Origin of the sequence: Roseivivax sp. THAF197b (genome assembly GCF_009363255.1) — a bacterium.
GTDB lineage: Bacteria > Pseudomonadota > Alphaproteobacteria > Rhodobacterales > Rhodobacteraceae > Roseivivax.
This window is the reverse complement of sequence record NZ_CP045318.1, coordinates 1,733,793-1,759,794: the sequence shown is the minus strand read 5'-3', so window position 1 is coordinate 1,759,794 and position 26,002 is coordinate 1,733,793. Positions and strand designations below refer to the sequence as shown.

The following is a 26,002-nucleotide window of genomic DNA, read 5'->3' as shown; positions in this document are numbered from 1 at the left end:
GACATGAAGAAAGCCAAGATCACCGCCTATGTCGACGCAGCCCTCTTCGACGAAATCGACGCACTGGCGACGCGGCGGCGCGTTCCCAAAACCCAGATCATCGAGGCAGCATTGGCGTCGTTCCTGTCACCCGACAGCGCAGAACAGAACGAAGCCGCGATCGTCCGCAGGCTGGACCGCCTGACTCGTTCGCTTGAAAGGCTGGAACGCGATCAGGAGATCACGACCGAGGCGCTGGCTCTGTTCGTCCGCTTCTGGCTGACGACGACTCCACCCTTGCCGGATGACACCTACGCGGCCGCCAAGGCGAAGGGCAAGGAGCGGTATGGTGGTTTCGTTCTAACGCTCTCGCGTCGTTTGGCCAAGGGATCGACCCTGACCAAGGAGCTTTCACGCGACCTATCAGCCTCTGCGGACTAGGGGGCAACCGAGACACAAGCGATCTTTCGCGCCTCTCGACAGAGCAAAGCGGTTGTTCCTAGCGTCGGTTACCAACGTCGCTTGTGCGGACAAAGTGTGCTTTCGCTGCAAGCGCGCCAATGGCCCCTTTGGGGGGGCAATTTCCAAGAATGGGTGTTATGTCCATCGTTGCGATCTTCGAGCCACCCCTACGTTCGGCTGGCGTTTGAGGAACGGCGCATCGAGACAGCATACGAAAATGGAGCTTCGTGAAGGAACGGACGTTCGCGCTGATGTGGCAATCTGGTAGGTTTGGAGCAATGTCCGCCCCCGCTGCAGGCAACATCTATCACCGTTCGATCAGCTGCGGCACATCTTCAGACCCAAGGGACATTTCAGGCAGCCAGGTGATAAGCTGAGGGAACGAGATCAGCGCTGAGATCAATACAATCTCAATGGCTACAAGAGGGACCGCGCCGCGATAGATATCGGAAAGGTTGATACCCTTCGGTGCCGCCATCTTGGCAAAGAAAAGGGCGTAGCCGAAGGGTGGCGTCAGAAAAGACGTCTGCAGGGCCAAGGCAATAAGGCCAGCGATCCAGATTTGCGCAAAGTAGGCAGAGCCGACGTGATCCGCGAAATCGAGCTCTGAAAAGATCGGCATCAGCACGGGTACAAAGACCAGTAGCACCTCGATCCAGTCAAAGACAAACCCAAGTATGATGATCACGCCAAGGAGCATCGCTAGCAGTTCCCACCGAGTGAGATCGAAAGCGGATATCCAGTCGAAGATGACATCTGGTCCACCAACTAGGTGGAAACTCAGCGAGAATACCGATGCGCCGAGGACAATGAAGAAGACCATGGATGTCATCGTACTTGTCTGCACCGTGACAGAGTTCAATGATGAGAAAGACAAACGCTTTCGCACCAGCGCAACCAACAGCGCGCCAAACACCCCTACGCCAGCGGCCTCTGAGAGTGTCGCAAGACCCAGAATAATGCTGAGCGGAATGGATGCGATAACAGCTACAGAAGCGAACACGAACAAGAGGTCTGACCCAAGATTTGTTTTTGGTGCGTCCAATGGGATTTCGACGGTTTTTCGCAAGGTGACAGCAAAGTAAATCGCGAAGGCCATGACCATCAGAAGAACGGGCACGATGAGAGCGACGTACATCAATCCAATGCGCAGGTAGAACACGTTCGAAATGAAGAACAGCATCACGGCTGGCGGAAACACGACGCCCAGTGCGCCCGAAGCCGCGACCGCTGCACCCGCAGTTCGCGGGGCGTAGCCGGAGGCCATCATCGGCGTATAGGCCACCAGAGCCACGGTGATTACGGATGCGCCGATCACCCCGGCGGCTGGCGCGAGTACGAGGCCGATAAGCAGGGTCGCAATAGCAAAGCGGCCCGGAACCGCTGTCAGAAGGCGCCCCAGCAAGCGGAACATGGTTTCGGCAATCCCGCTGGCGTTCAAAACCAAGCCAAGAAAAATCAGCATCGGAACGCTGGTAAACTGGACGGCTTCATTGGTGAGTACGCCACGGGCCCGCAGGTAGATCAATCCAAGGTGCTGGAAATCAGTGATCCCCACCCAGACCGCAGCCACAAATCCCAAAAAGCCTGTCCCTGCGAGGACCAGAGCCACCGGAAAGCCGCTGAAGACCCCGATGGCCATCACGACTAGCATGGCGACGGTGAGGACTTCACTCGCCACTGTGCAATCCGCTCGATTGTTCCGGTGCGCCCTGCGCGCGTTTCCCTGCTAAAAAGGCGATGTTGCGCAGGGCTACGATCACCCCTGCAAGAGCCAGTAGGATAGGGCCGATGACCCCGGCAATGCGTTGTGCCCACAATTGGGTTTCCGCATATCTCGTGGTGCGCATTAAACCGTCCCACCCGTAGTAGGTTAGGATGGCGGCGAGCGGCAGAAGGACAAATAGGCCACCTATCAGTTCGATCCACGCAATGCGGCGCGGGGACCAATGCCTGCGAAGAACATCAACGCGCACGTGACCGTCGCGCAGATAGGTATACCCAAAGGTCAAGAAAATTAGGATGAACAGCAGTGACGTGGACAGGTCCGGCAAATAGCTCGACACGCCAAGTTGTAGCTTGCGATCCAGCATCTGAAGCGCGCCATAAGCAGCAATCGAAACAACTGTCAGCCACGCAGTCACGACGCCGATGCCGCGAATGCCACGGTCAATCCAATCCAAAAATCTCAAGCCGAATTCCCTCCCAAAGTTCTTTGCCTGTTAGCTGTTATCCCCCCGTGACATCTCCCTTGCGATTGTCTTGTTCCCGATTTTCCGGCCTGACTTTCGAGGTGCGAAAGCTGTCCCAGAACAGCAATGCTGCCCCACAAAAGATCGCCACGTCAGCCAAGTTGAAGGACGGCCAGTGGTATGACCCGTAATGGAAGTCGAGAAAGTCAGGGACGGCCTGATAGCGCAGACGGTCAAGGATATTGCCAAGCGCGCCTCCGATGATCAGACCGAGCGCCGCACCTATCAGCCCGTCCGGAGCCTTCCATAGCCAGATCAGCAGCCATGCCACGACCACGGCAGCAAGTGCGACCAGACCCCACCAGGGTACGACCCCGCCGAGCATACCGAAGCTGACCCCATCGTTCAAAACCCGCACGAGGTTGAGAAAGGGCAGAACCTCGACCCCGTTCTCAAGCGCCGGGGTGTTCAGGGCAAGCGCCTTGGTGCCCTGATCGAAACCGAAAGCTGCAATCGCACAGAGCCCACCCAGAACGCGGTTGTTCATGCCGCCGCCTTCAGATCGGACCGCGCGTCGCGGATGATCGACCAGGAAGAATGCAGGAATAACCCGGCGATGCCGAAGGCGACAATGAGGTCGGGCCACGCGCTACCCAGCCAAACCACCAGACCGGCCGCGACAACGACTGCCGCATTGCCAATGGCGTCGTTGCGCGAGAACAGCCAGACGGCACGCATGTTCGCGTCCCCCTTCCGGTAATGCAGCAACGGCAGCACGGAGATGACATTGATCACAAGAGCAATCAGGCCCAGAAGCCCCATCAGCGTGGCGTCTGGGGTTGTCGGCTCGAATGCCCGCATGATGGTTGTCCCAAAGACGCCAAGACCGAGCAGGGCAAGGAAGATGCCTTGGATCAGGGCCGACCGCGCCCGCCAGAGAAGACTCCAACCGATGGCCAGCAGGCCGAGGAAGGTGATCGCGCCATCACCAATAAAATCCAGCGCGTCGGCCTTTACGGCCTGTGATCCGGCAATGAAGCCTCCAATCATTTCAAGAACGCCGTAACCCACGTTCAAGATCACGACGATCCAGAGCGCGCGGCGATAGCCCGGGTCCTGGTGAGCTGCGCTCTGCCGCATGTCTTCGTCGCTTTCAATCCGATCAAAGCCATAGCCGGTCGTTTCGACGGCTTTTTCGATCTCCGGCAAGCGCGCTTCGGGAGCCTTCAGTGTCATGATATGGGTCGCCGCCGACACTTTCACCGCGTCGGGCGCGACCCCGGCAGACTGCGCAGCCCGTTCGATCTGGGCCGCATCCTTGGCGCAATCCATGCCGGAAACCCGGTATCGAAAGGATGGGGCATCTGAGATTGCGCTTTCTGCGTTGGCCATTGTCGCGGTTCTCCTGCTAAAGTTGAACAAAGCAAAATATATCAGTGAGTAATGATATGACGCAACTCGTTGCTGACCACAAGGCCAGTACCATCGAACAACGCGCAAAACTGTTGCGCGGCTTTGCCGACCCAAGCCGCTTGGCCATTCTCGGTACTCTGTGCGAGGGGCCGCTGGTCGTTCACGAACTCGTCGAGCGCACAAAACTGTCACAACCAAACGTATCCAACCATTTGCGATGCCTCCAGGAGTGCGGTCTAGTCAACGGTGACCGTGATGGACGCTTCATCCGCTACCGTATCAGCAGTCCACGCATAAAAGCCCTTTTGAGTGATGTAGACGCACTACTCGATGTGGTCGCAGAGGGTGTTGAGGCATGCGACAATTATCACGGGACATAAGCCGTCGTTATCAGTCAGCTTAGACTGTTTTCGCCAGGGCTGAATTGCACTGCAGTGCCAAGAAGACGGGATTGGCGCTTCTCGGTGTCCGGTTTGCAGCACATGCCGACTTTTTCGGAGGCATCATCCAAAGCGTACTTTCGCTGCATGTTGCTCCCACCTGAAAGACTTGGACATATCGGACTGACGTTCAGTGCTCCCTGCCTGAAGCACACATCACTCGGGGCACCCAACCTTGTACGGTGAAGATAACCCCCCGTGTTCCCGGTTGTCGCGCCCTGATCATTCAATAGTATCCGGCCGTCTCCTTCGTCTCGTGTCAACGAACAGAGCGAGTCAGGCGGCTTCGTAGCTATTAAAAATCTCTGTGCTACCATCGCGGCGGATCAGGAAAACTTCGTAGGCCTCGCGGTTGTCTTCTGGTCCCATACCGGGTGAACCATACGGCATGCCGGGTACGGCGAGGCCAACTGCATCGGGGCGTTCAAGCAGTAGCCTTCGGATGTCGGCGGGCGGGACGTGGCCTTCGATGAAATATCCGTCAGTTTCTCCGGTGTGGCAGGAGATCATCTCTTGAGGGATGCCATTGTCAAGTTTGTGCCGGATCAGCAGCGTGCCATAGCTGGCTTCGGTCGTAACCGCAAAGCCATCGGCCTGCAGGATGCTAACCCAGGCTTCGCAGCAGCCACAGTTCCGGTCCCTCAGGACGTGGATGGCAGGGACGCCTTGGGCGAGGCCCGGAAGCGGGGTAAGGGCCGCCATGCTGGAAGCGCCCAAAAGCAGGGTGCGACGGTTGAGGTGTGGCATAGTGTTTTCTCCGATTTGATTATCCGACAGCTTTGATCCGCCCGCATAAGATGCTGCGGTCGCTAATGTCGCTTTCTCCTCATCTACGCGCAACATAGGGCCTCTAGCCATTAGAGCTTCAAGGGGTTTCAAAATCTTTCGCCCAAGCCCAATCAACCCGTTTTGTGTGGTCGTTGTCAAAAATGGTCGATATCGCCGGTGACAGACACGGTTGGGTTTTGGCGAATCCCTATCGCTGAACTTCGCTTAGTTGTCGGATAAATTTGCGCTGGCGTCCGACAGGTCATGCGTTCCCATACAGAGCCGGTGATTTCCTAGCACTTCGATCACGCGGCACTCCCCGGCATGACCCGGATCCTCCACATGGGCCATCCGCACAAGTTCTTCCCGAAGCTGCGCGAGAATGGTCATGCGCCGGTCCACCGCTGCGAGCTGCTTGCGCGCGATCTCATGGGCAGGTGCGCAGTCCTCGGATGGGGCTTCGGCCAAGGCCATCAGATCGGCGATGTCATCTAGACCGAAGCCCAGTTCCCGTGAGTGGCGCAGGAAGGCGAGCCGTTCGAGCGCCGCTTCATCGTAGCGCCTTTGTCCGCCTTCGGTGCGAGCCGGAGACGGGATCAGGCCCCGGCTCTCGTAGTAGCGGATCGTCGTCACCTTCACGCCCGTCTGGCGCGACATCTGCCCGATGGAATATTCCTTCATGCCGCCCCTTGAACCTACAGTCGCTGTAGATCGTATCTACACTGAAACGATACGAATCGAAAGGAGCCGCAGGCATGGGGCACGGCCATAATCATCACGTCGATCCCGAGGCGGGCGACCGCCGGGTCTTCGCCGCCATCGCGGTCAACATGGGTCTGACGGTCGCGCAAATTGTCGGTGGCGTCATCTCCGGCTCGCTCGCGCTGATCGCGGACGCGTTGCACAACTTTTCCGATGCGATCTCGCTCATCATCGCTTTCGGCGCGCGCAAGATCGCGCGACGGCCACGGGACGCGGAGATGACCTTCGGCTATGGGCGGGTCGAGGTCGTCGCGGCGCTCATCAACTACACCACACTAATCGTGATCGGCCTCTACTTGCTCTACGAGGCCGCGATGCGCTTTGCCGATCCGCAGCCTGTTGAGGGCTGGCTGATTGTTATCATCGCCGGTATTGCACTGATCGTGGACGCTGTGACAGCCGCGCTGACCTACGCCATGTCCAAATCCAGCGTGAACATCCGCGCTGCCTTTCTACACAACGTCGCCGATGCGCTCGGCTCTGTCGCGGTGATCATCGCGGGGACGCTAATCCTGCTCTACGACTGGCGGCTGATCGACCCGCTCGTGACGGTGCTGATCGCGGGCTACATCATTTGGCAATCGTTTCGCGAGATCGGCCCGGTGATCCGTATCCTGATGCTTGGCTCCCCACACGAGATCGAGACGGACGCCGTTCTCGAAGCAGTGCGCGGGATCGACGGTGTGACAGGCATCCACCACGCGCATTTCTGGCAAATGGACGAACACCGTGCGGCGCTGGACGCGCATGTCGTCATCGCCGAGGGCCGCTGGAATGACGCCGATGCGGTCAAGGACCGGATCAAGGCCGCACTGGCGGACCGTTTCGACATCGAGCACACCACGTTGGAGCTGGAATGCGCACGCCATGCCTGTGACGACCCGCCCGCGTTCGGCGGGCGCGGGCGTAGTGAAGAACGGAACAGATGATCGACTACTGCGTGTAGCGCTCGCGCGATGCGGGCAAAGACTTCTTGCCAGAACCTATTCGCCCAAAGTGGTCGTTTTCGGACGCCCGCGTTGCCTCACCAAATATCAATGGCTTAGTTGTTCCACAAAACCCGTGCAAAATTTGATGAGATTTGGCACGGTTTCAGCCACCCAGCAAAACCGCCGTTCGCTGCGTCGCAGAAAGCAACCAAGGGGGCTCTGTGCCGGCATTCGCCGCGATAGAACTGAACGGCCGCTATAATGCGGTTTGACGTCTCGAAGGTTGCGCCCGCACTCCCCCTGCCTTTACGCACCACACCCCTACTACGCCTTCACAGCTGTTGCCCGTAGGCCAATAACGGTCTTCTTGATCGGCCTCGTGATCCATCGCGAGGCCAACCATGACCGTTACGTCTTTCAAAACCGAGACGTCTTCCCGCGGCGCACGCATGTTGCGCACCGCCCTTGGGCCTGGCATCGCGGCCTGTCTCGAGGATGCGGGCGTCGTCGAGGTGATGCTGAACCCTGACGGGCGGCTCTGGGTTGACCGGCTGGCAGGGGGGCTGAGCGACACAGGCGCGGTGCTGTCTCCCGCCGATGGCGAGCGCATCATCCGACTTGTCGCGCATCACGTCGGGGCGGAGGTCCATCCCGCGGCCCCGCGTGTTTCGGCTGAATTGCCAGACACCGGCGAGCGCTTCGAGGGTTTGCTGCCCCCAGTGGTTTCCGCGCCCACCTTTGCCATTCGCAAGCCTGCTGTCGCGGTGTTCACCCTCGACGATTATGTTTCCGGCGGCATCCTCTCCGCCGCCGCCGCTAGTCACCTGAGCGACGCGGTCACCAGCCGGGCCAATATTCTTGTCGCGGGCGGGACCTCCACCGGCAAGACAACCCTGACCAATGCGCTCTTGGCGGAGGTCGCCAAGACCTCAGACCGCGTGGTCCTGATCGAGGACACGCGTGAGCTGCAATGCCTGACGCCGAACCTCGTGGCGCTTCGCACCAAGGACGGGGTTGCGAGCCTGTCCGATCTCGTGCGCGCATCGCTGCGGCTGCGGCCTGATCGCATCCCCATCGGCGAGGTGCGCGGGCCGGAAGCGCTCGATCTGCTCAAGGCCTGGGGCACCGGCCATCCGGGCGGGATCGGCACGATCCATGCCGGGACCGCAATCGGCGCTCTTCGGCGTCTCGAGCAGCTGATTCAGGAAGCAGTGGTCACCGTTCCCCGCGCGCTGATCGCAGAGACCATCGACCTGATTGCCGTTCTGTCCGGACGGGGCGCCGAGCGTCGCCTGTCCGAACTTGCTCGTGTCACCGGCCTGACCGCCGCGGGCGATTACGCCCTCACCCCCCTTTTCACACCAAGACAAGGAAGCCATCCATGACCCTTCTGCCATCTTTTCGCACAGCCCTTGGCGCAACCGCCCTCGGCCTCCTCGTCTTCGCCCTGCCTGAGCCGGCGCTCGCCGCCGGGTCCGGCATGCCGTGGGAAGCCCCCTTGCAATCCGTCCTTGAGTCGATCGAAGGCCCGGTCGCCAAGATCGTCGCCGTGATCATCATCATTGTCACGGGCCTGACGCTGGCTTTTGGCGACAGTTCGGGCGGGTTCCGGCGGCTGGTGCAGATCGTTTTCGGCCTTTCCATCGCTTTCGCGGCCTCGAGTTTCTTTCTTTCCTTCTTCTCCTTCGGCGGCGGAGCACTGATCTGATGGAAAACCACACCGACATCCCCGGCTATTTCGCGCCGGTACACCGCGCCCTGATCGATCCGATCCTTTTGGCCGGTGCTCCCCGCACCATCGCCATTGCCAATGGCACCCTGGCGGCCGCCATTGGGCTGGGCCTGCGGCTCTGGCTCGTAGGCCTCGCATTTTGGTTGGTTGGCCACCTCCTCGCAGTCTGGGCCGCGAAGCGAGACGCACAGATCGCTGAAGTGGCGCGGCGGCATCTCCGTTACCCCTCCTGGTTCGGGGTCTGAGCCGATGATGCGTCTGGCCGAATACCGCTCCAAATCCGCCCTACTGGCCGATTTCCTGCCCTGGGCGGCGCTGGTCGCACCCGGCGTCATCCTGAACAAAGACGGCAGCCTGCAACGCACAGCGCGGTTTCGGGGACCGGATCTGGATTCAGCCACGCCCGCCGAACTGGTCGCCACTTCGGCCCGGCTCAACAGCGCGCTGCGACGGCTGGGTTCCGGCTGGGCCGTCTTCGTGGAAGCGCAACGGAACCCCGCGCAGGACTACCCCGCCTCCAAGTTTCCCGATCCTGTCTCCGCCCTCGTCGATGCCGAACGGTGCGCGCAGTTCGAAGAAGCAGGGGCGCATTTCGAGAGCGCGTATTTCCTGACGCTGGTCTGGATGCCGCCCGCGGATGACGCGAGCCGCGCCGAAGGCTGGCTGCTGGAGAACGCCCCAGATCGCCGCACGAGACCACAGGACTTGGTCTCCAGCTTTGTCAGCCGGGCCGACCGGCTGACCGATCTGCTGGACGGTTTCATGCCGGAGATCACCTGGCTCTCCGATGAAGAGACCCTGACCTACCTGCATTCGACCGTTTCGACCCGGCGACAGCGCGTCCGCGTGCCGGAGGTGCCGATGCACCTGGACGCGGTGCTCGCCGATGATCCTCTTGTGGGTGGACTGACACCTCGACTCGGAGCCGCTCATCTCAAGACCCTGACCATCGTCGGGCTACCAAGCGCCACCTGGCCCGGACTGCTCGACGAGTTGAACGCCCAGGGTTTCGAGTATCGCTGGTGCACACGGGCAATCTGCCTCGACAAGACGGATGCCGCCCGGGTGTTCACCCGTATCCGCCGACAGTGGTTCGCTAAGCGCAAGTCGGTGGCTGCGATCCTCAAGGAGGTGATGACCAACGAAGCCTCGACCCTGCTCGACAGTGACGCGGCCAACAAGGCGGCCGACGCGGACGAGGCGTTGCAGGAACTTGGTGCCGATGTAGCGGGCGCGGCCTACGTCACCGCGACGATTACCGTCTGGGACGAAGATGCCCTTACCGCCGAAGCGAAGCTCAAGGCCGCGGAGAAGATCGTGCAGGGGCGCGATTTTACCTGCATCCCGGAAACATTGAACGCGCTCGAGGCCTGGCTCGGCTCCCTGCCCGGCCATCTCTATGCCAATGTCCGTCAGCCACCCATCTCGACGTTGAACCTCGCCCATATGATCCCGATCTCGGCGGTCTGGGCGGGGCCGGACCGGAACGACCATCTGGACGGCCCGCCACTGTTCCACGCCGAAACCGACGGCACGACTCCGTTTCGCTTCTCCACACATGTGGGCGATGTCGGCCATACCTTGATCGTCGGCCCGACCGGGGCGGGCAAATCCGTGCTGCTCGCGCTCATGGCGCTGCAGTTCCGCCGCTACCCGGGCGCGCAGGTCTTCTCCTTCGACTTCGGCGGCTCGATCCGCTGCGCCACGCTGGCCATGGGCGGCGATTGGGAAAACCTCGGCGATGCGCTGGTCGACGAGGACCCCGCCGTGCAGCTGCAACCGCTCGCCGGGATCGATGAGGCCTCGGAACGCGCCTGGGCGCAGGACTGGCTCGCCGGGATCCTCGCACGTGAAGGCGCGACGATCGAACCCGTCGCGCGCGATCACCTCTGGTCGGCTTTGACCTCGCTCGCCTCGGCCCCGCGCGGGGAACGCACGCTGACCGGTCTCTCGGTCCTGCTGCAGTCGACCGACCTCAAACGCGCGCTCAAGCCCTTCTGCCTCGGCGGGCCTTTCGGACGGCTTCTCGATGCTGAGGCCGAGGACCTGGGCAGCGCGGACGTGCTCGCGTTTGAGACCGAAGGGCTGATCGGCTCAGCAGCGGCACCCGCCGTGCTGGCCTATCTCTTCCACCGGATCGAGGCCCGGCTCGACGGGAGGCCCACGATGATCCTGATCGACGAGGGCTGGCTTGCGCTCGATGACGCCAATTTCGGCGGACAGCTGCGCGAATGGCTGAAGACGCTCAGAAAGAAGAACGCCTCAGTGATCTTCGCGACTCAGTCGCTGGCCGATATCGACGGGTCCCTCATCGCGCCTGCCATCGTCGAGAGCTGTCCTACGCGCATCTTCCTACCCAACGAACGGGCCTTTGAGCCGCAGATCTCACGGATCTACCGGAACTTCGGGCTGAACGACCGCCAGATCGACATCGTCGCCCGCGCGACGCCGAAGCAGGACTACTACTGCCAGTCGCGGCGCGGCAACCGGCTCTTCTCGCTGGGGCTCGGTGAGGTGGCGCTGGCCTTCACCGCCGCTTCCTCCAAGGCCGACCAGACCGCCATCACCGAGTTGCTCGCCATCCATGACCGGGACGGCTTTGCCGCCGGCTGGCTGCGCCATCACGGTCTTGATTGGGCCATCGACCTGCTCGGGCCCGACATCGCAACAGCCGATCCGACACCCCCTCACCCTGACCAAAAGGAGACAGAACATGACCCGCAATCCTGAGCGCCCTGCCCGGTTCCACAAACTCGCCGCCGCATTGATGGCCAGCGCCCTCGTCCTAACACCGGTTCTATCGACACCGGCCCAAGCCTTCTTTTTCGGGGGCGGCGGGCGGATCGTCTACGACCCGCGCAACCACGCCGAAAACATCCTCTCGGCCGCCCGCGCGCTGGAGCAGATCAACAACCAGATCGCGCAGCTCCAGAACCAGGCGCAGATGCTGATGAACGACGCGCTGAACCTTGCGAACCTGCCGCATTCCTCGCTGGCGCAGCTGCAGGACGCCATCGGCGAAACCCAGCGACTCCTGGCCGATGCCCAGAGCCTCGCCTTCGACGTAGCCACCATCGAACAGGCATTCGCGCAGGACTACGGTTCTGCCGCAGCGCAAGGTGATTTCGACGCGATGATCGCCGGTGCGCGCGAGCGGTGGGAGACCTCCGTCGCGGGCTTCGAGGACGCGTTGCGCGTGCAGGCCGGGGTCGTGGGCAATATCGACGGCGCGCGCACCCAGATGGACGCGCTCATTCGCGAAAGCCAAGGGGCCGTCGGCGCCCTGCAGGTGGCACAAGCCGGAAACCAACTTCTGGCGCTTCAATCCACGCAGATCGCCGATCTGACCGCTGCCATCGCCGCGCAGAACCGCGCCGAAGCGCTTGAAGCCGCCCGGATCGCCTCCGCCGAGGCGCAGGGCCGCGAGAACCTCGCCCAGTTCCTCGATTACGGCGGCGGCTACACGCCCGGCACCGTGCGCTTCTTCGAGGAGTGAGCACATGGCACTCGACACACCGCGAACTCTGCGCCTTGTCGCCTTCGGTATCGGCGGCCTTGCCGCCCTCGCCGCTGCGCTCGAACTGACACACACCGTCCTGCCCACCGACACCGGGCATGTGGTCAGGGATGACGCCTTGCGCGGCACCCTCGCGCGTTGCCGTGACCTGACGCCCGAAGACTACGCCACCAACACCGAATGCCGCGCCGCCTGGGAGGCGGCCCGGCAGCGCTTCTTCGATCTGGCTCCAGAGCCGGCCGGGACGGAGTGAGGGAATGGGCGGCGTCAGTGTCATCGACCGGTTTCTCGAGGTCTTCGCCTCCTACATCGATTCCGGCTTCGGCCTTCTGGGTGGCGACGTCGCCTTCCTCGCCACCACGCTGATCGTCATCGACATCACGCTGGCGGCCCTCTTCTGGGCCTGGGGTACGGATGACGACATCATTGCCCGGCTGGTGAAGAAGACCCTTTTTGTCGGGGTCTTCGCCTATATCATCGGCAACTGGAACGCGCTGGCCCGGATTGTGTTCGACAGTTTCGCGGGCCTTGGCCTGGTCGCCACCGGCGGCACGATCTCCGCCAGCGAGCTGCTGCAGCCCGGGCGCATCGCGCAGGTCGGGCTTGAGGCCGGGCAGCCGATCCTCGCCTCCATCGCCGACCTCTCCGGGTTCGTCGCCGTCTTCGAGAACTTCATCCAGATCGGGATCCTGTTCTTTGCATGGCTTGTGGTTCTGCTCTCGTTCTTCATCCTCGCAATCCAGCTCTTCGTCACCCTGATCGAATTCAAGCTGGCCACGCTGGCAGGCTTCATCCTCGTGCCCTTCGGCCTCTTCAACAAGACCGCCTTCATGGCCGAACGCGTGCTGGGCCTCGTCATTTCCTCCGGTGTCAAGGTGCTGGTGCTGGCCGTGATCGTCGGCATCGGCTCCACCATCTTCAGCGAATTCACCGCCGGATTCGCGGGTGAACCCACGATCAACGACGCCATGTCGGTGGTTCTTGGCGCACTGGCGCTCCTCGCTCTTGGCATCTTCGGACCGGGCATCGCCAATGGTATCGTCTCTGGCGGGCCGCAACTTGGCGCAGGCGCCGCGGTCGGCACCGGTATCGCCGTGGGCGGGGCTGCAGTCGCCGGTGTCGCAGGAACCCGGATTGCCCTTGGCACCGGTGGCGCGGCCTTGCGTGGTGCCAGTGCGGTTGGCAGCGGAACCGCCACTGCCTATCAGCTTGGCGCCGCATCGCGCAGCACGGCACTGGGCAAGTCTGTTGGCGGCGTAGCCGCTGTCGGCAAGACCGGTGCCGTCGCCGCGTTCAGCTCGCTCCGGCGCGCGATCTCGGACGGCGCTGGGACCGGCGCCCGCACCGCCTATGCAGCCACAGGCGGTCGATTTGCGGGGAGCACCATGCCCGCCCCGGCGAATGATGGCCCGCCCGACTGGGCGCGGCGGATGAAGCGCCAGCAATCGCTCCAGCACGGCCTGTCGACGGCTGCCCATGCGCTCCGCTCCGGCGATCATGGCGGTGGCGGCACGGTCGTGAGTCTCTCCGAAAGGTCCTCCTGATGTTCCGACGACCCAGCGTCCGATACGGCACCACGCCCGAGCCCGTCACCCCCTACCAGAAGGCAGCCCAGGTCTGGGACGAGCGCATCGGCTCCGCCCGCGTCCAGGCCCGCAACTGGCGCCTCATGGCAATGGGCTGCCTCGCCCTGTCCGCCGGGCTCAGCGCGGCCCTCGCCTGGCAATCGACGCGCAGCAGCGTCGTTCCTTACGTGGTCGAGGTCGACAACCTCGGTGCGGCCCAAGCTGTCGCCCCGGCGCTCGCCGAATATCGTCCGACCGATCCGCAGATCGCCTGGCATCTTGCCCGCTTCGTCGAGCATGTCCGGCAGGTCCCGGCCGATCCGATCGTGCTGCGCCAGAACTGGCTACGCGCCTACGATTTCGCCACGGATCGCGGCGCTGTCGCGCTGAATGACCATGCCCGGGTGAACGATCCCTTCGCGCAGGTCGGCGACACGCAGATTTCCATCGAGGTCTCGAGTGTCATTCGCGCCTCGGACACAAGCTTCCGCGTCGCCTGGATCGAGCGCCGCTACGAAAACGGTCAGCTCGCCACAACCGAACGCTGGACCGCCATCCTGACCGTCGTGATCCAGCCGCCGCGCGATGCGGAGCGCCTGCGGTCAAACCCGCTTGGCGTCTATGTCCATGCCATCAACTGGTCGAGGGAGAATGCCCAATGAGACGACTTCGCCCCATCCCCGTTCTTCTTCTCGCGGCCACGGCGCTGACCGCCTGCACGGGGCAGCGCCCACCCGAAATCGCCTATGACGACCAGGTTCCGGCCCTCGCTCCGCCGCCGGCACCTCCCCCGGCCGAGGGGCCGCCCCGCCCGGTTCACACGCCGCCAGCGTGGACGCCCTCCCGTGGCGGCGATCCGGAAGCGGATACGCCGGAAGCGCGCATCATCGCCGCCAATGCCGCAGCCCGCGTCGAGCCCCGCCAGCTGGGCTATTACAACGCCATGCAGGTTTTTCCGTGGAGCGAAGGCGCGCTCTACCAGATCTACGCCGCCCCCGGGCAGATCACGAATATCGCGCTCGAACCCGGCGAACGCCTGACCGGCCCCGGCCCGATCGCGGCGGGCGACACCGCGCGCTGGATCGTCGGTGATACCACCAGCGGCGCCGGCCGCACCGAGCGCGTCCATATCCTCGTGAAACCCACGCGCCCCGACATCGCCACCAATCTCGTCGTCAACACCGACCGGCGCACCTATCACATCGAATTGCAGGCGGACGAAGAGACCTGGATGCCCAGCGTTGCATGGGCCTATCCAGAGGTGCGATCCACGCCCCGCACGCCGACCGTCCGGCGTCCCGTGATCCCGCCCGAGGCGGAACGGCACTACCGTTACGGCTTGCAGGGCGACGCCCCATCCTGGCGGCCGGTCTCGGTCTTCGACGACGGGCGCCGTGTCTATGTCGTGTTCCCGCCCGGCATCGCCCAGGGCGAAATGCCCCCGCTCTTCGTGATCGGCGCGGATGGACGCGGCCAGATCGTCAACACCCGCGTGCTCGGCAACGTGCTGATCGTCGACCGGCTCTTCGGAGCAGCAGAACTGCGTCTCGGCGAAAGACAACAGCAGGTTGTGCGGATCGTGCGGACGGATGGCGATCAGCGCCCGCCGCGCGCGCCCCAGCCGGAGGCCGAGCGATGACACAAGCCACTAACATGCCGGAGCCACCACGGACCGAGGCAGACATCGCCCAAGAGCTTCGCCTCAGGCCCGATCCGCCCCGTGTCATGCGCCTGTCCCGCCGGGCCATTGCCCTTGCCACCGCGATTGGCGGTCTGGGTCTGGGCGCGATCCTGATCGTGGCCCTGCAGAACAACCGGCAGGAGGGCACCCAGACCGAGCTCTTTTCCACCGAACGCATTCAGGCGGCTGAAGGGCTGTCCACATTGCCTCGGGATTACGCCGATGTCCCGCGTCTCGGCCCGCCCTTGCCCGGTGAGCTGGGCCGCGCCATCCTTGGGGCGCAAGATCGCGGCCAGCCGGTCCCGGCACCGCCCCTTTCCGGTCCATTGGCCCCCACAGTCGATCCGGAGGAACAACGCCGCCTTCAGGAACTCGACGCCGCCCGGCTGAGCGCCCTTTTCGCGGAGGCGCAAACCATGCAACGCGGCGGAGCACAGCCCACACCGACGCCCCCCGCGACCGGCGCGCTCTTTCCCTCCACTTTGGGCAGCCCGACGGCAAGCGATCCGGTCTCAAACCGGGAGACGTTCCTCACCCGTCCCGGAGACACGGACACCGTTAGTGCGCAGCGCATGGTGCCGCCGCCCAGCCCCTACATCCTGCAGGCCGGCACGGTGATCCCGGCCGCCCTGATCACCGGCCTGCGCTCCGACCTTCCCGGCCAGATCTCGGCTCAGGTGACGTCGAATGTCTTTGATACCCCCTCAGGGCGGTACTTGCTGATCCCGCAAGGCGCTCGGCTTCTGGGAGAATACGACAGCCGCATCGCATCCGGGCAAAGCCGCCTGCTCCTCGTCTGGACCCGCCTCATCCTGCCGGATGGTCGCTCCATTGTGCTGGAACGCGCGCCCGGCACTGACGGCACAGGCGCGTCCGGTCTGCAGGACCGGGTCAACTATCATTGGGGTCGCGTCTTTCTCGCCGCAGGCCTCGCCACGATCCTGAACCTCGGGCTGGAAAGCGGGGCCGACAGCGAGGATGACGTCGCCCGCGCCATCCGCGAGGCCGCGCAGGACACGATCGGACGGACCGGAGACGAGATCGTCCGGCAGCAGCTCGCCGTCCCGCCGACACTGACCATCCGCCCGGGCTTCCCCGTCCGCGTCATGGTCACCCGCGACCTGATCCTCGAGCCCTTGGGAGAAGTCCGATGACGAAGCTGAAGCTTGGTCCGATCCATGACGACAAGCCGGTCAAGCTGACCGTGGAACTTCCCGCCGATGTGCACCGCGACCTCTGCGACTACGCGGCTGTCCTCGGCCAACAGACCGGACAGGACCTTGAGCCCGCCCGCCTCGTCGCCCCAATGCTTGCCCGCTTCATGGCCACGGACCGCGGGTTCGCAGCAGCGCGGAAAACGGGATCGAGGGCGAACCGCAAGAAACCAGACCCATCGAAGCCTCTGGATTCCGATCAGGGCTAAGTAGCTGATAAATCGTAAGTCTCTTGGCGGATCGCATTGCACACGGATCGCACATAGGCACCCCCTACCCGCTTCAAGTTGCGACGGAGTCGAGCCGATCCTCCATCGTTAAGACAAAGTTTGAGGCTTCCAATGCATTTTTGCGAAATTTGCTGGCTTCAAGCCAATTGGATGGAAAGATAGTCTAAGCCCAAACCAAGCGGATTCGATCTTATGTCAAGTTTATTGGCTGCGGGTAATGAAGTTTATGTTAACCAACTGGCGCCCTGAGCCGCTAAAACATTACGATTTGATAATGCCCCGGCAAGGGCAGTGCCACCGTACCAAAGTTACTCCTTTGCGAAAGGAGCGACCATGTTCAGAACTTTCGGATTGCTCTTGGGTCTCGCAACTGCTGTAGTTCTTTTGTTTATGGTTTCGAACAGATGCTGTCTTCTGCGAAGGCATCTGATTGAAAGCTACTCTACCTTTCACTTGCCCAGGCGATTGCCGCCTTCATTTCCGCCGGGTCGAACTAACGGAGTTCTGCCGTGGTCAGCACGTCGGCGAACCTGGTTCCCCACTCCAACAAAGCCCCTTCGCCCACCACAGCGACGCGGCGGAAGTCATTCCTATGGGCTGTGTCGATTTTCAGATCTTCGAGCAGAGCGGACGGCCCATCGTAGCCTTCGAACCTCGTGAGATCGAGAACCAGGCCGGGCTTACTTGTCTCTTGCAGGCGCTCATGAAGCAGGGCGTGCATCCGTTTCAGGTCGCTTTCGCTGAGCTTGCCCTCGCAGGCGAGGCCAATCGTGTCGTCATGAGCTGTCAGTGTCTCGGTGAACATGGTTTTCCTCCTCTTTTTCCGGTTTGCCGTGACCGTAAAGGTCAGCGTTTTCGTGTGCGCGGTCTTCGTGCTCAAATTCCAGACTCGAATGACCGATGCTGAAATCGTCCTTCAGCCGGTCCTTGATCGCGGCCTTGATCTTTTCGATTTGACCCCAGCCGTCCGCTGTCAGCACGACGTGGCAGTCCAGAGCCGCCTCGTGCTCCTGCATCTGCCACAGATGCACGTGATGAACGTCCGCGACACCATCCACACCCCGCATCGCCTGAACGACGGTTTCATTATCGATGTCCGGTGGACTGCCGAGCATCAGCGTCCGAATCGGACCGCCGATCTCGGTAAATGCGAGGTAGAGGATGTAGAGAGCGATGCCGATGGTGATCGCCGGGTCGACCCACCGCATGTTGTAGAGGAGGATGAGCGAGCCGCCGATGATGACCGCCACGGAGGCCAAAGCGTCCGATAGGTTGTGCAGGAAGAGCGCACGGATGTTCACGCTGCCTTTCTGCATCGAATAGGTGAGCAGCGCCGTCAACGTGTCGACGACCAGTGCCACACCGCCCAGGATCACCACCGTCCAGCCCTGTACCTCTGGTGGGTCGATCATGCGCATGCCACCCTCGTAGATCAGGTAGAAGCCGATCAGGATAAGTGTCGTGTAGTTGATGAGCGCTGCGACGATTTCTACCCGCCCATAGCCGAAGGTCATGCGCTTGTCCGCCGGGCGGCGAGCGATCTTACGCGCGAAGAAGGCGATCACCAGCGACGCCATGTCCGAGAAATTGTGGAGGGCATCCGCGATCAGCGCGAGGCTGCCGGAAAGGATCCCGCCGACGATCTGCGCGACCGTCAGGAGGCCGTTGGCCCAGATGGCGATGGAGACGCGACGATCACCGGATTGAGGATCGATGTGGGCGTGGCCGTGATCATGCGGCACGGTTCGTCTCCTCATGGCGGTGGTTCGGCCGATCGAATCCGGGGACCGGCGGCAAGATTCCGCGGCGGATGCGGCGAACCCTGGCATTCATCCAGTGACGGATGACGTGGCGATAGAGCAAGTCGCGCACAAATCCGAAGTTCTGGCGGTGATTGACCCATCCGTCGCCCAAGTCCACCTCTACCCAGGAGTGGAGGATTTCGGACGGCGCGAGGGGATAGACGAGTTCCGGAACGACGCCTCTCTGAAGCGCCTTGTGGATTGTGAACCCGTGCAGTCGGCAGCGAACTCCCACGCCACGCAGCAGGGCCATGAGGAGCGTGCCCTTGGTGTTGCACTGCCCGTGGCCATCTGCGAGGACCTCGGACGCCGGAATGTCGTCGGCGCGGTTGTAGCCGAAGGTAATCTCGTTCCTGACGAAATCGTAGATGGCCCCAATTCGGTCGTCGCTGGGAAGGTCTGCCCAGCCGCGCTCCTCGGTCAGTTTTGCAATTGAGGTCGCGTCAAAATCCAGCAGCCGGGTTTTGGCCAAATGAGGGTCGGCGGGGTTCACGGGATATCTCCTCGAATCGTTCACGAGAATATGTAGTTGCTACAGTCACTGTAGCTTCAAGCCCCGATTTCAGGCCGAGTCCTTGGTTACCTGATCGTCATTGTGCACCGCCTTGTGGTGTTCACCATGCGCGTCTCTCAGGATTCCGACGCCACCCCAGGCCGCGATGCCGGCGACAATCACGCCCACGACAAGGTCCGGCCAATTCGTTCCGAGCCAGGCTACGAGCCCGCCTGCGACGACGATTCCGAGATTGGCCGCGAAGTCGTTCCAGCTGAACGTATTCGCCGCTCGGATGTTTACGTCTGGATCGCGAAGCCGTGCCAGCAGCCAGACGCAAAGTGCGTTGATGGCCGCCGCTACCAGCGCCATGACAATCATGATCGTGCCAAGAGGATCCGATCCGCCGACGTAGCGGCGCCACGCGTCATACAGGATTCCAAGGGCGAAGAGGATCAGCAGGCCGCCCGAAACGTTCGCCGCTCCGCGCTTCCACTTGGCGGAGCGGGACAGCGCGAAGAGGCTGATCGCGTAGACGAAACTGTCCGACAGATTGTCGAGGCCATTGGCGATAAGCGCGCTTGACTCGCCGAATGCGCCCGAGGCGAAGAAAGCGACTGCCAGCCCGATGTTGAGACCCAGCACGATCCAGAGTGTGCGTCTTTCCGTTGCGTTTCTCTGCTCCGCCATGCCGGGTATCCAAATTAGTGAATTGCCAATGAGTAACTAACACCGGGCTTTTTGCGTTCCGATCAAAGGTCGTCGAAATTGCTCAGGCGCCGATCTCTTCATGGTCGGTCAGGCATTCGGAATGGTCGCGCAGTACCTCGAGCACACGGCAATCAGAAGTCTGTCCGCCGCTGCACTCATGCACCATCCGCTTCAATTCCGTCCGCAGCGCCTCGAGCCGCGCCAATCGTTGCTCGACCTGTTTGAGTTGCCGACGGGCTATTGCATCCGCCTCAGCGCAGGACTTTCCCGGATGATCGCTGAGATCGAGGAGCTCACGGATCGCGTCCAACGAGAACCCCAGTTGCCGTGCGTGCCGGACGAATGACAAGCGGTCGAGTTCGGCGTCGCCATAGCGTCGTTGGCCCCCCTCGGTCCTGCCGGGCTCAGGCATAAGTCCGATCTGCTCGTAATACCGGATGGTCTGCACCTTTGTTCCGGTCTTCTTCGCCAGCGTCCCAATCGTCAGCATTTCCGCTCCCCACATTACCTACAGTGGGTGTAGCTTTATGCGGTGCGCATCACAAGCTTCACCCGAGTTTCACAGATCGGTGATTGTTGGCCGATCGATGACAATCACGCTTGAACCTACAGTAGCTAGAGGATGTAAACGCACACAAAATATAGGATCAGGTTCGGGCGGAGCGGCGTGAGGCTTTCAGGTCTTCAGAAGGTATTGTGGGTGTTGGCGGGCGCGGCGGCGTTCGTTTTCATCTGGCTGTTGCTATGGTCCGACTACCGTGCCGATCTTGCCCGCACCGAGAGTGAACCACCGTTTCTTGCTGATTTCGAACTGACCGATCATCGCGGCATGGTCCAAACGGACGAAGATTTCGCAGGGCGCTGGATGCTGGTCTTCTTTGGCTTCACCAATTGCCCCGACGTCTGTCCGACAACACTGTCCGAAGTCGCGGCCGTGATGGAGGGCCTGGGCGATGAGGCAGCAATGGTTCAGCCGATTTTCATAACGATTGATCCGGAGCGGGATACGCCGACTGCACTTGCCGAGTATGTGCCCCTGTTCGACGCAGGGATCATCGGGCTGACCGGTACACCGGAGCAGATCGCCGCGACATCCGAAACCTTTCCGATATTCTTTGAGCGGATCGAGCAGGCGACTGCGCCGGGCGGATACACGATGGGTCACACGTCGCATCTTTTCCTTTTCGACACGCAAGCAGGCTTCGCGGACTCCTGGCCCTACGGCACGCCCGCCGAAGAGATCCTCGCCGATCTGAGACAGAGGATCTGATCGTCATGACCCGACTTTCCGGAGAGACGGCCCTTGGCCTGGCCTGGATCATCGCGCTCACCGCGTCGCTTGCCGTGCTCTTCATCGGCGAGGTTCTGGGGCAGACACCTTGCGTGCTCTGCTGGTTCCAGCGTGCCTTCATGTTCCCCTTGGCCATCATCCTCGGGCTTGGGCTGTGGTGGCAGGATCGGCGCGTGGGTCGCTACGGGATCGCGCTGGCTTTGGGCGGTGCCGCCGTCGCGCTTTGGCACTTGGGCCTCTATGTCGGCGTTATCCCCGAGCGTATCCAGCCCTGCACGGCGACCGGCCCATCCTGTACCGACGACAATCAACTGGTCTTCGGCATTCCGATTCCTTTGATGGCGCTCGTCGCCTTCGCGATGATCGGTCTGCTGTCGGCTCTCTCACTGAAGGAAACACAAAAATGAAACGACGCGGCCTCATCCTGTCCGTTCTCGCGCTCGGGGTCGCCGGTTTCGGCGGTGCCGCCTGGTATGCCACCCGCCCCGAACCGATTGCCGCGTCCGATCCCATCGACCCTGAAATGGCCGACGCGCTGATCCGACCCTATTCCCCGATCCTCGGGCCCGAGGATGCGCCCGTAACCATCGTTGAATTCTTCGACCCGGCCTGCGAGGCATGCCGCGCTTTCTATCCGGTCGTCGAGGATATCATGGCGGAGCACGGAGACGCGGTGCGCGTTGTAATCCGCTATACGCCTTTTCACGGCGAGGCGTCGGTAGAAGCGATCCGTGTGCTCGAGGCGGCGCGCATGCAGGACGTGTTTGAACCTGTGCTCGAGGCAGTCTTGCGAGAGCAGCCCAGATGGGCGTCTCACGGGACCCCGGCACCCGGATTGATCCTTGAGATTGCAGCAAGCGGAGGTCTGGATGTCGAAGCTGCCCGGACACAGATGCTGGCCCCCGGTGTTGTGGCGGTGCTCAACCAGGACCGCGCCGATGTCGAGACAGTCGGGGTCCGCCAAACGCCCACGTTCTTCGTGAACGGCAAGCCTCTCGATCCGTTCGGTGAGGCCGAATTGCGGAGGCTGGTGGCAGTGGAAGTTGCGGCAAGCCAAAGCTGATTTGCGGAGGCAGGAGAAACGAGTGGTGAAGAAGTTGAGATATACCAATGCATTGGCCGTGCTTTTGACGGTTGCAGGGCTGTCGGCCCCCGCACTGGCCGGTTCGGAGGATGTCGTGGTCGAGAATGCGTGGTCCCGCGCCTCGATCGGCGTCAACAGGCCAGGTGCCGCCTATATGACCGTGCGCAACACGGGTGAAGACGCCGTTACGCTGACCGGACTTGCGACACCGCTGGCAATGATGCCCGAGATCCATGAGTCGAAAACCAACTCCGATGGCGTCAGTTCCATGGCGCCTGCAGGCGAGATCACGATTGAGCCCGGCCAAAGCGTGGCATTGGAGCCGGGCGGGTTGCACGCCATGCTCATGAAGCTGCAAGAGCCGATGACCGAAGGCGAGAATTTCCCGCTGACACTGACCTTCTCGGATGGCGGCAAGGTGACGGTCGAGGTCCCAATCCTCGGAATCGCCGCGCGTGGACCGGAGGGCTGATGCAACGTCGGCAGCTCCTTCTATACGGCGCAGCCGGTGCCGGCGTTCTTGGCCTGACGCTCTTCGTGGGCTGGTGGCGGGTGGACGGGCCCGGTGCGCCTGAACCAAAAGGGCAGCGGCCCCTGCCCCTATCGGCGATGGAGTTCCGGCTGACCGACCACGAGGAAAATGAGGTAGGGCCTGGCAACCTGATCGGTCGTCCCACAATGGTGTTTTTCGGGTTCACCTACTGCCCGGACGTCTGCCCGACGACCCTATCGGATATTTCCGGCTGGCTTGAGGAACTGGGCGACGAAGCATCAGAGATGAACGTGGTCTTCATCACGGTCGACCCGGAGCGGGACACGGTCGAGGCCATGGCCGAATATGTCGGCTATTTTCATCCGGTCATTCGTGGCTGGACGGGGCCGGAAGACCAAATTGCCCGCGCTGCAGAAGGGTTTCGTGCCTCATTTGAGCGCGTCCCGACTGAGGGCGGCGGCTATACGATGAACCATACGGCAAGCGTATTCCTGTTCGATGCCGAGGGTGAGCTCGTCACCATGATCGACTATCACGAGCAAAGAGAATTCGCGGTGCCGAAGATCCAGCGCGCACTGACAGAAGACGTAGAGGGGGCAACATGAAGATAAGAACTGTCTTGGCGGCCGTTGCGGTCGCAGGCGCATTTTCGGTGACCGCCATCGCCATCTCTGGCGTTCTGTCCAAAGAACCGGTGCCCCCTGCGATTGCTGAAGCGACCCTCTGGACTCCCAATCCGCTTGCGCCGCCTCGGATTACCGAAACCAATTCGGTCCGCCCTACACTCGCCCAGGCGGATATCGCATTCGAGTTCAGACCCCGGCCGCTCCTGACCGTTTCCCCCGCTGATACCTCCTTGCCATCTATCGAGCCCCCGCTGGTCACCTGGTCGCGGGAGATTGCGTCGGGCGAGACGCTTGATGCGGTCCTTTCCGATGCGGGGCTGGATGCTTCGGATCGCGCCGAAATCGCCTTGGCGATTGGCACGGAATACGATCTGCGCCGTCTGCGTCCGGGTCACATCATTACGGTGGTTTCCACAACGGACGACAACCCGCGTCGTGTAGAGCTCGCCGTCGAAGACGGTGTCCGGATAGAGGCGGTCTTCGGCGAACAGCTTGCCGCCCGCGTGTTGGACCCGGATCCCGAATTGGTGACTTTCGCCGGCGAGGCGGTGATCGAGAGCTCGATTTTCGCCGCCCTGAACACGGCAGACATCCCCGCCCGTTTTGCGGTGGACCTGGCGCAGATGCTGGGCGGCACCGTGGATTTCCGTCGTGATCTTGCGGGTGGCGAGACGATGCGCCTCCTTTGGCGCGAGGCCCGAGACGGGAACAAGAGGATTGGTCAGCCCGAGCTTGCCTTTGCCGCACTGGATATCGATGGCTCGGTCTATGAAATCGTCTGGCCGAACGACGGCAGCGGCCAAGCGACGATCTATGTCGACGGAGAAGTCCTGCGCGTGTTTGCGCAACCGGTCGAAGGTGCACGGCTGAGTTCTGTGTTCGGGCGCCGCACCCATCCGGTCTACGGCAATGTACGGATGCACACAGGAGTCGACTTCGCGGCGGCGCGCGGCACGCCGGTACAGGCGACGGCGCCGGGCCGCGTTAGCTTCATCGGCCGACGCGGTGGGTATGGCCGGGTCGTCGAGATCGCTCATGGCTCCGACACCCTGACGCGCTATGCGCATCTGAGCGCCGTACCGGACGGGCTCACACAAGGGCAACGCGTGATGGCCGGAGATATGATCGGGCGGGTCGGTGCGACGGGTACCGCGACAGGCCCCAACCTACATTACGAAGTGCTGGTGGACGGTCGCCCAACCGACCCTCTCTCTGACGACCGATTGGCAGAGGCGGCCGAGCGTGAAGCGGACGACACGGCCGCGCTTGAGCGACTGCGTGAGGCGCGTTCACTTCTTGCTGAGAGGCTCGCCAGCGAATTTGCACAGACGACAACCGAAAGGCTTTGATCCATGAAACGATTTACTCCCGCCCTTGCCATCGCATTTGCCTTGCTTCCCGCGGCGCAGGCCGTCGCAGAGACGATTCAGATCGACGTCCGGAAGACAAACGGCTGCGGCTGTTGCCTGTCCTGGATGAAGCACCTCGAGGAGAATGGCTTCGCGCCGATGGGCGAGGACATGTTCGGAGGATCTCTTGTGCGCTTCAAACTCGACAATGGCGTGCCGCAGCGCATGGTGTCCTGCCATACTGCTCTGGTCGACGGCTATGTGATCGAGGGCCACGTGCCGGCGGCTGACATCCAACGCCTGCTGGAGGACCGGCCAGACGCGGTAGGCCTGGCGGTGCCGGGAATGCCCTACGGGTCGCCCGGCATGGGACCGGAGGACGACCGGGAGGCTTACGATGTCTTCCTGATCCACGAAGACGGATCGACCGAGGTCTACACCAGCTACTCGGCTCCTGACTGAACTCGCGGCAGAACCTTAACAATTGGAACCCCTCTCCCCCATAGCGCTTGGCTTTCTTGGAAGCCTGGCCGCCGGATCGCTGACCGCGGTCGGGGCGGTCCCCGTTCTTTTTGGGCGCATCCCGTCCCGGGCCACGCGCGATCTGCTGCTTGGCTTCGCGGCGGGTGTCATGCTCGCGGCTTCGTTCTTCTCGCTGATCATCCCGGCTCTCGACGCAGCTGAAGGACAGTTCGACAACGGTGCTCTCCCGGCGGCCATCGTATGTGTTGCGATCCTGCTTGGCATGGGCGCGGTCGCTCTGATGAACGAACGGCTACCGCATGAACATTTCAAGACGGGGCGGGAAGGTCCCGACGCCGCATCGCTGCGGCGCGTCTGGCTTTTCATCATCGCGATCACTATCCACAATTTTCCCGAAGGGCTTGCCGTCGGCGTCGGGTTCGGGGCTGACGGTTTGTCGGGCGGGTTGCCACTTGCGATCGGTATTGGATTACAGAATGCCCCCGAAGGTCTGGCGGTGGCGGTTTCGTTGCTCGGCGAGGGCTATTCCAGGCTTCGCGCCTGGGGCATCGCCGCTCTGACCGGTCTCGTCGAGCCCGTCGGTGGACTTCTCGGCGCAGGGATTATCAGTCTTTCGCAACCGCTGCTGCCCTGGGGTCTCGCCTTCGCAGCAGGTGCGATGCTCTACGTCATCAGCCACGAGATCATTCCGGAAACCCACCGATCCGGCCATCAGAACAGGGCGACGCTCGGCCTCGCCGTTGGTCTTGTGATCATGTTGTTCCTCGACGTCTGGCTGGGATAAGC

At 62.2% G+C, this 26,002-nt stretch carries 33 protein-coding genes; 22 read left to right on the top strand and 11 right to left on the bottom strand.

What is annotated here, in order from left to right; all coding sequences use genetic code 11:
• Window positions 1–3: 3 nt before the first annotated feature.
• Window positions 4–420: a ribbon-helix-helix protein, CopG family gene (locus tag FIV09_RS08805; RefSeq protein WP_152449592.1), complete on the top strand. Its 417-nt coding sequence runs from the start codon at window positions 4–6 to the stop codon at window positions 418–420.
• A 328-nt stretch (window positions 421–748) separates the two neighbouring features.
• Here FIV09_RS08805 and FIV09_RS08800 read toward each other — a convergent pair whose 3' ends face one another.
• The 4 genes from FIV09_RS08800 to FIV09_RS08785 are packed head-to-tail and all read right to left on the bottom strand — an operon-like array spanning window position 749 to window position 4,025.
• Entirely contained in the window at window positions 749–2,122 is a 1,374-nt protein-coding gene (locus FIV09_RS08800) for a TRAP transporter large permease subunit (protein ID WP_254702459.1), read from the bottom strand.
• A complete protein-coding gene (locus tag FIV09_RS08795; RefSeq protein ID WP_254702081.1) occupies window positions 2,112–2,633 on the bottom strand; it encodes a TRAP transporter small permease subunit in 522 nt (173 codons plus the stop codon). The genes FIV09_RS08800 and FIV09_RS08795 overlap by 11 nt, the downstream gene beginning before the upstream one ends.
• Before the next feature lie 37 nt (window positions 2,634–2,670).
• Window positions 2,671–3,180: a signal peptidase II gene (lspA, locus tag FIV09_RS08790; protein ID WP_152449590.1), complete on the bottom strand. Its 510-nt coding sequence runs from the start codon at window positions 3,178–3,180 to the stop codon at window positions 2,671–2,673.
• Window positions 3,177–4,025, bottom strand: coding sequence for a cation transporter (locus FIV09_RS08785; protein WP_152449589.1), 849 nt, complete (start codon window positions 4,023–4,025; stop codon window positions 3,177–3,179). The genes lspA and FIV09_RS08785 overlap by 4 nt, the downstream gene beginning before the upstream one ends.
• Before the next feature lie 56 nt (window positions 4,026–4,081).
• Between FIV09_RS08785 and FIV09_RS08780 the strand changes: the two genes are divergently transcribed.
• Window positions 4,082–4,426, top strand: a complete 345-nt coding sequence (locus FIV09_RS08780) for a helix-turn-helix transcriptional regulator (protein WP_152449588.1) — start codon at window positions 4,082–4,084, stop codon at window positions 4,424–4,426.
• Window positions 4,427–4,762: 336 nt separating this feature from the next.
• On the opposite strand, the gene FIV09_RS08775 is transcribed toward FIV09_RS08780, so the two are convergent.
• Together FIV09_RS08775 and FIV09_RS08770 are read right to left on the bottom strand one after the other, a co-directional pair.
• Window positions 4,763–5,233, bottom strand: coding sequence for a DUF411 domain-containing protein (locus tag FIV09_RS08775; RefSeq protein WP_152452473.1), 471 nt, complete (start codon window positions 5,231–5,233; stop codon window positions 4,763–4,765).
• 246 nt (window positions 5,234–5,479) lie between these two features.
• A complete protein-coding gene (locus FIV09_RS08770) occupies window positions 5,480–5,935 on the bottom strand; it encodes a helix-turn-helix domain-containing protein (RefSeq protein ID WP_152449587.1) in 456 nt (151 codons plus the stop codon).
• A 74-nt stretch (window positions 5,936–6,009) separates the two neighbouring features.
• Between FIV09_RS08770 and FIV09_RS08765 the strand changes: the two genes are divergently transcribed.
• From FIV09_RS08765 to FIV09_RS08710, 12 genes are all read left to right on the top strand, one after another.
• Window positions 6,010–6,945, top strand: coding sequence for a cation diffusion facilitator family transporter (locus tag FIV09_RS08765; protein WP_152449586.1), 936 nt, complete (start codon window positions 6,010–6,012; stop codon window positions 6,943–6,945).
• Window positions 6,946–7,346: 401 nt separating this feature from the next.
• Window positions 7,347–8,330, top strand: a complete 984-nt coding sequence (gene trbB, locus FIV09_RS08760) for a P-type conjugative transfer ATPase TrbB (RefSeq protein WP_092813146.1) — start codon at window positions 7,347–7,349, stop codon at window positions 8,328–8,330.
• Window positions 8,327–8,653, top strand: coding sequence for a TrbC/VirB2 family protein (locus tag FIV09_RS08755; protein ID WP_092813143.1), 327 nt, complete (start codon window positions 8,327–8,329; stop codon window positions 8,651–8,653). The genes trbB and FIV09_RS08755 overlap by 4 nt, the downstream gene beginning before the upstream one ends.
• Window positions 8,653–8,922 (top strand): VirB3 family type IV secretion system protein, encoded by a 270-nt coding sequence (locus FIV09_RS08750; protein ID WP_092813140.1) that lies wholly within the window; start codon window positions 8,653–8,655, stop codon window positions 8,920–8,922. The genes FIV09_RS08755 and FIV09_RS08750 overlap by 1 nt, the downstream gene beginning before the upstream one ends.
• A gap of 4 nt (window positions 8,923–8,926) precedes the next feature.
• Window positions 8,927–11,407 carry a conjugal transfer protein TrbE gene (gene trbE / locus FIV09_RS08745; protein ID WP_152449585.1) on the top strand — a complete coding sequence of 827 codons (2,481 nt, stop codon included), beginning with the start codon at window positions 8,927–8,929 and terminating at the stop codon, window positions 11,405–11,407.
• Window positions 11,391–12,173 (top strand): P-type conjugative transfer protein TrbJ, encoded by a 783-nt coding sequence (trbJ, locus tag FIV09_RS08740; protein ID WP_092813134.1) that lies wholly within the window; start codon window positions 11,391–11,393, stop codon window positions 12,171–12,173. Before trbE ends, trbJ begins: the two co-directional genes overlap by 17 nt.
• 4 nt (window positions 12,174–12,177) lie before the next feature.
• A complete protein-coding gene (trbK-alt, locus tag FIV09_RS08735) occupies window positions 12,178–12,447 on the top strand; it encodes a putative entry exclusion protein TrbK-alt (RefSeq protein ID WP_092813131.1) in 270 nt (89 codons plus the stop codon).
• Window positions 12,448–12,451: 4 nt separating this feature from the next.
• Window positions 12,452–13,738 (top strand): P-type conjugative transfer protein TrbL, encoded by a 1,287-nt coding sequence (gene trbL / locus FIV09_RS08730; protein WP_152449584.1) that lies wholly within the window; start codon window positions 12,452–12,454, stop codon window positions 13,736–13,738.
• Complete coding sequence (gene trbF / locus FIV09_RS08725) at window positions 13,738–14,421, top strand: conjugal transfer protein TrbF (protein WP_152449583.1); 684 nt, start codon at window positions 13,738–13,740, stop codon at window positions 14,419–14,421. The genes trbL and trbF overlap by 1 nt, the downstream gene beginning before the upstream one ends.
• Complete coding sequence (gene trbG / locus FIV09_RS08720; RefSeq protein WP_152449582.1) at window positions 14,418–15,398, top strand: P-type conjugative transfer protein TrbG; 981 nt, start codon at window positions 14,418–14,420, stop codon at window positions 15,396–15,398. Before trbF ends, trbG begins: the two co-directional genes overlap by 4 nt.
• Window positions 15,395–16,594 (top strand): TrbI/VirB10 family protein, encoded by a 1,200-nt coding sequence (locus FIV09_RS08715; protein ID WP_254702458.1) that lies wholly within the window; start codon window positions 15,395–15,397, stop codon window positions 16,592–16,594. Before trbG ends, FIV09_RS08715 begins: the two co-directional genes overlap by 4 nt.
• Complete coding sequence (locus tag FIV09_RS08710) at window positions 16,591–16,863, top strand: DUF2274 domain-containing protein (protein ID WP_152449581.1); 273 nt, start codon at window positions 16,591–16,593, stop codon at window positions 16,861–16,863. The genes FIV09_RS08715 and FIV09_RS08710 overlap by 4 nt, the downstream gene beginning before the upstream one ends.
• Window positions 16,864–17,377: 514 nt before the next feature.
• Here the strand turns inward: FIV09_RS08710 and FIV09_RS08705 are convergent.
• From FIV09_RS08705 to FIV09_RS08685, 5 genes are all read right to left on the bottom strand, one after another.
• Complete coding sequence (locus tag FIV09_RS08705) at window positions 17,378–17,689, bottom strand: STAS/SEC14 domain-containing protein (RefSeq protein WP_007803481.1); 312 nt, start codon at window positions 17,687–17,689, stop codon at window positions 17,378–17,380.
• Window positions 17,661–18,626, bottom strand: a complete 966-nt coding sequence (locus FIV09_RS08700) for a cation diffusion facilitator family transporter (RefSeq protein ID WP_007803480.1) — start codon at window positions 18,624–18,626, stop codon at window positions 17,661–17,663. Before FIV09_RS08700 ends, FIV09_RS08705 begins: the two co-directional genes overlap by 29 nt.
• On the bottom strand, window positions 18,616–19,179 hold the full coding sequence (locus FIV09_RS08695; RefSeq protein WP_092813110.1) for a transglutaminase family protein: 564 nt from the start codon (window positions 19,177–19,179) through the stop codon (window positions 18,616–18,618). Before FIV09_RS08695 ends, FIV09_RS08700 begins: the two co-directional genes overlap by 11 nt.
• A 69-nt stretch (window positions 19,180–19,248) precedes the next feature.
• Window positions 19,249–19,869: a cation transporter gene (locus FIV09_RS08690; protein WP_008327361.1), complete on the bottom strand. Its 621-nt coding sequence runs from the start codon at window positions 19,867–19,869 to the stop codon at window positions 19,249–19,251.
• 82 nt (window positions 19,870–19,951) lie between these two features.
• On the bottom strand, window positions 19,952–20,380 hold the full coding sequence (locus tag FIV09_RS08685; protein ID WP_007803476.1) for a helix-turn-helix domain-containing protein: 429 nt from the start codon (window positions 20,378–20,380) through the stop codon (window positions 19,952–19,954).
• 213 nt (window positions 20,381–20,593) lie between these two features.
• On the opposite strand from FIV09_RS08685, the gene FIV09_RS08680 reads away from it, so the two are divergent.
• From FIV09_RS08680 to FIV09_RS08645, 8 genes are read left to right on the top strand one after another with little or no spacing between them, the layout of a single operon-like run.
• Window positions 20,594–21,160: an SCO family protein gene (locus tag FIV09_RS08680; protein WP_007803475.1), complete on the top strand. Its 567-nt coding sequence runs from the start codon at window positions 20,594–20,596 to the stop codon at window positions 21,158–21,160.
• 5 nt (window positions 21,161–21,165) lie between these two features.
• A complete protein-coding gene (locus tag FIV09_RS08675) occupies window positions 21,166–21,588 on the top strand; it encodes a disulfide bond formation protein B (RefSeq protein WP_007803474.1) in 423 nt (140 codons plus the stop codon).
• Entirely contained in the window at window positions 21,585–22,244 is a 660-nt protein-coding gene (locus FIV09_RS08670; RefSeq protein WP_092813107.1) for a thioredoxin domain-containing protein, read from the top strand. The genes FIV09_RS08675 and FIV09_RS08670 overlap by 4 nt, the downstream gene beginning before the upstream one ends.
• Before the next feature lie 22 nt (window positions 22,245–22,266).
• Entirely contained in the window at window positions 22,267–22,737 is a 471-nt protein-coding gene (locus FIV09_RS08665; protein WP_008327335.1) for a copper chaperone PCu(A)C, read from the top strand.
• A complete protein-coding gene (locus tag FIV09_RS08660) occupies window positions 22,737–23,363 on the top strand; it encodes an SCO family protein (protein WP_007803468.1) in 627 nt (208 codons plus the stop codon). The genes FIV09_RS08665 and FIV09_RS08660 overlap by 1 nt, the downstream gene beginning before the upstream one ends.
• Window positions 23,360–24,733 (top strand): M23 family metallopeptidase, encoded by a 1,374-nt coding sequence (locus FIV09_RS08655; RefSeq protein ID WP_007803467.1) that lies wholly within the window; start codon window positions 23,360–23,362, stop codon window positions 24,731–24,733. The genes FIV09_RS08660 and FIV09_RS08655 overlap by 4 nt, the downstream gene beginning before the upstream one ends.
• A gap of 3 nt (window positions 24,734–24,736) precedes the next feature.
• Window positions 24,737–25,195: a DUF411 domain-containing protein gene (locus tag FIV09_RS08650; protein WP_050532589.1), complete on the top strand. Its 459-nt coding sequence runs from the start codon at window positions 24,737–24,739 to the stop codon at window positions 25,193–25,195.
• A gap of 22 nt (window positions 25,196–25,217) precedes the next feature.
• Window positions 25,218–26,000 (top strand): ZIP family metal transporter, encoded by a 783-nt coding sequence (locus FIV09_RS08645; protein WP_054540603.1) that lies wholly within the window; start codon window positions 25,218–25,220, stop codon window positions 25,998–26,000.
• Window positions 26,001–26,002 lie beyond the last annotated feature (2 nt).

Coding starts and splice junctions, on each gene's coding strand:
- FIV09_RS08710 (WP_152449581.1), top strand. CDS start 16,591: ATGACGAAGCTGAAGCTTGGTCCGATCCATGACGACAAGCCGGTCAAG.
- FIV09_RS08670 (WP_092813107.1), top strand. CDS start 21,585: ATGAAACGACGCGGCCTCATCCTGTCCGTTCTCGCGCTCGGGGTCGCC.
- trbF (WP_152449583.1), top strand. CDS start 13,738: ATGTTCCGACGACCCAGCGTCCGATACGGCACCACGCCCGAGCCCGTC.
- FIV09_RS08705 (WP_007803481.1), bottom strand. CDS start 17,689: ATGTTCACCGAGACACTGACAGCTCATGACGACACGATTGGCCTCGCC.
- FIV09_RS08785 (WP_152449589.1), bottom strand. CDS start 4,025: ATGGCCAACGCAGAAAGCGCAATCTCAGATGCCCCATCCTTTCGATAC.
- FIV09_RS08770 (WP_152449587.1), bottom strand. CDS start 5,935: ATGAAGGAATATTCCATCGGGCAGATGTCGCGCCAGACGGGCGTGAAG.
- FIV09_RS08715 (WP_254702458.1), top strand. CDS start 15,395: ATGACACAAGCCACTAACATGCCGGAGCCACCACGGACCGAGGCAGAC.
- FIV09_RS08765 (WP_152449586.1), top strand. CDS start 6,010: ATGGGGCACGGCCATAATCATCACGTCGATCCCGAGGCGGGCGACCGC.
- trbE (WP_152449585.1), top strand. CDS start 8,927: ATGATGCGTCTGGCCGAATACCGCTCCAAATCCGCCCTACTGGCCGAT.
- trbJ (WP_092813134.1), top strand. CDS start 11,391: ATGACCCGCAATCCTGAGCGCCCTGCCCGGTTCCACAAACTCGCCGCC.
- FIV09_RS08780 (WP_152449588.1), top strand. CDS start 4,082: ATGACGCAACTCGTTGCTGACCACAAGGCCAGTACCATCGAACAACGC.
- FIV09_RS08750 (WP_092813140.1), top strand. CDS start 8,653: ATGGAAAACCACACCGACATCCCCGGCTATTTCGCGCCGGTACACCGC.
- trbL (WP_152449584.1), top strand. CDS start 12,452: ATGGGCGGCGTCAGTGTCATCGACCGGTTTCTCGAGGTCTTCGCCTCC.
- FIV09_RS08685 (WP_007803476.1), bottom strand. CDS start 20,380: ATGCTGACGATTGGGACGCTGGCGAAGAAGACCGGAACAAAGGTGCAG.
- FIV09_RS08755 (WP_092813143.1), top strand. CDS start 8,327: ATGACCCTTCTGCCATCTTTTCGCACAGCCCTTGGCGCAACCGCCCTC.
- trbB (WP_092813146.1), top strand. CDS start 7,347: ATGACCGTTACGTCTTTCAAAACCGAGACGTCTTCCCGCGGCGCACGC.
- trbG (WP_152449582.1), top strand. CDS start 14,418: ATGAGACGACTTCGCCCCATCCCCGTTCTTCTTCTCGCGGCCACGGCG.
- FIV09_RS08690 (WP_008327361.1), bottom strand. CDS start 19,869: ATGGCGGAGCAGAGAAACGCAACGGAAAGACGCACACTCTGGATCGTG.
- FIV09_RS08650 (WP_050532589.1), top strand. CDS start 24,737: ATGAAACGATTTACTCCCGCCCTTGCCATCGCATTTGCCTTGCTTCCC.
- trbK-alt (WP_092813131.1), top strand. CDS start 12,178: ATGGCACTCGACACACCGCGAACTCTGCGCCTTGTCGCCTTCGGTATC.
- FIV09_RS08775 (WP_152452473.1), bottom strand. CDS start 5,233: ATGCCACACCTCAACCGTCGCACCCTGCTTTTGGGCGCTTCCAGCATG.
- lspA (WP_152449590.1), bottom strand. CDS start 3,180: ATGAACAACCGCGTTCTGGGTGGGCTCTGTGCGATTGCAGCTTTCGGT.
- FIV09_RS08655 (WP_007803467.1), top strand. CDS start 23,360: ATGAAGATAAGAACTGTCTTGGCGGCCGTTGCGGTCGCAGGCGCATTT.
- FIV09_RS08805 (WP_152449592.1), top strand. CDS start 4: ATGAAGAAAGCCAAGATCACCGCCTATGTCGACGCAGCCCTCTTCGAC.
- FIV09_RS08675 (WP_007803474.1), top strand. CDS start 21,166: ATGACCCGACTTTCCGGAGAGACGGCCCTTGGCCTGGCCTGGATCATC.
- FIV09_RS08660 (WP_007803468.1), top strand. CDS start 22,737: ATGCAACGTCGGCAGCTCCTTCTATACGGCGCAGCCGGTGCCGGCGTT.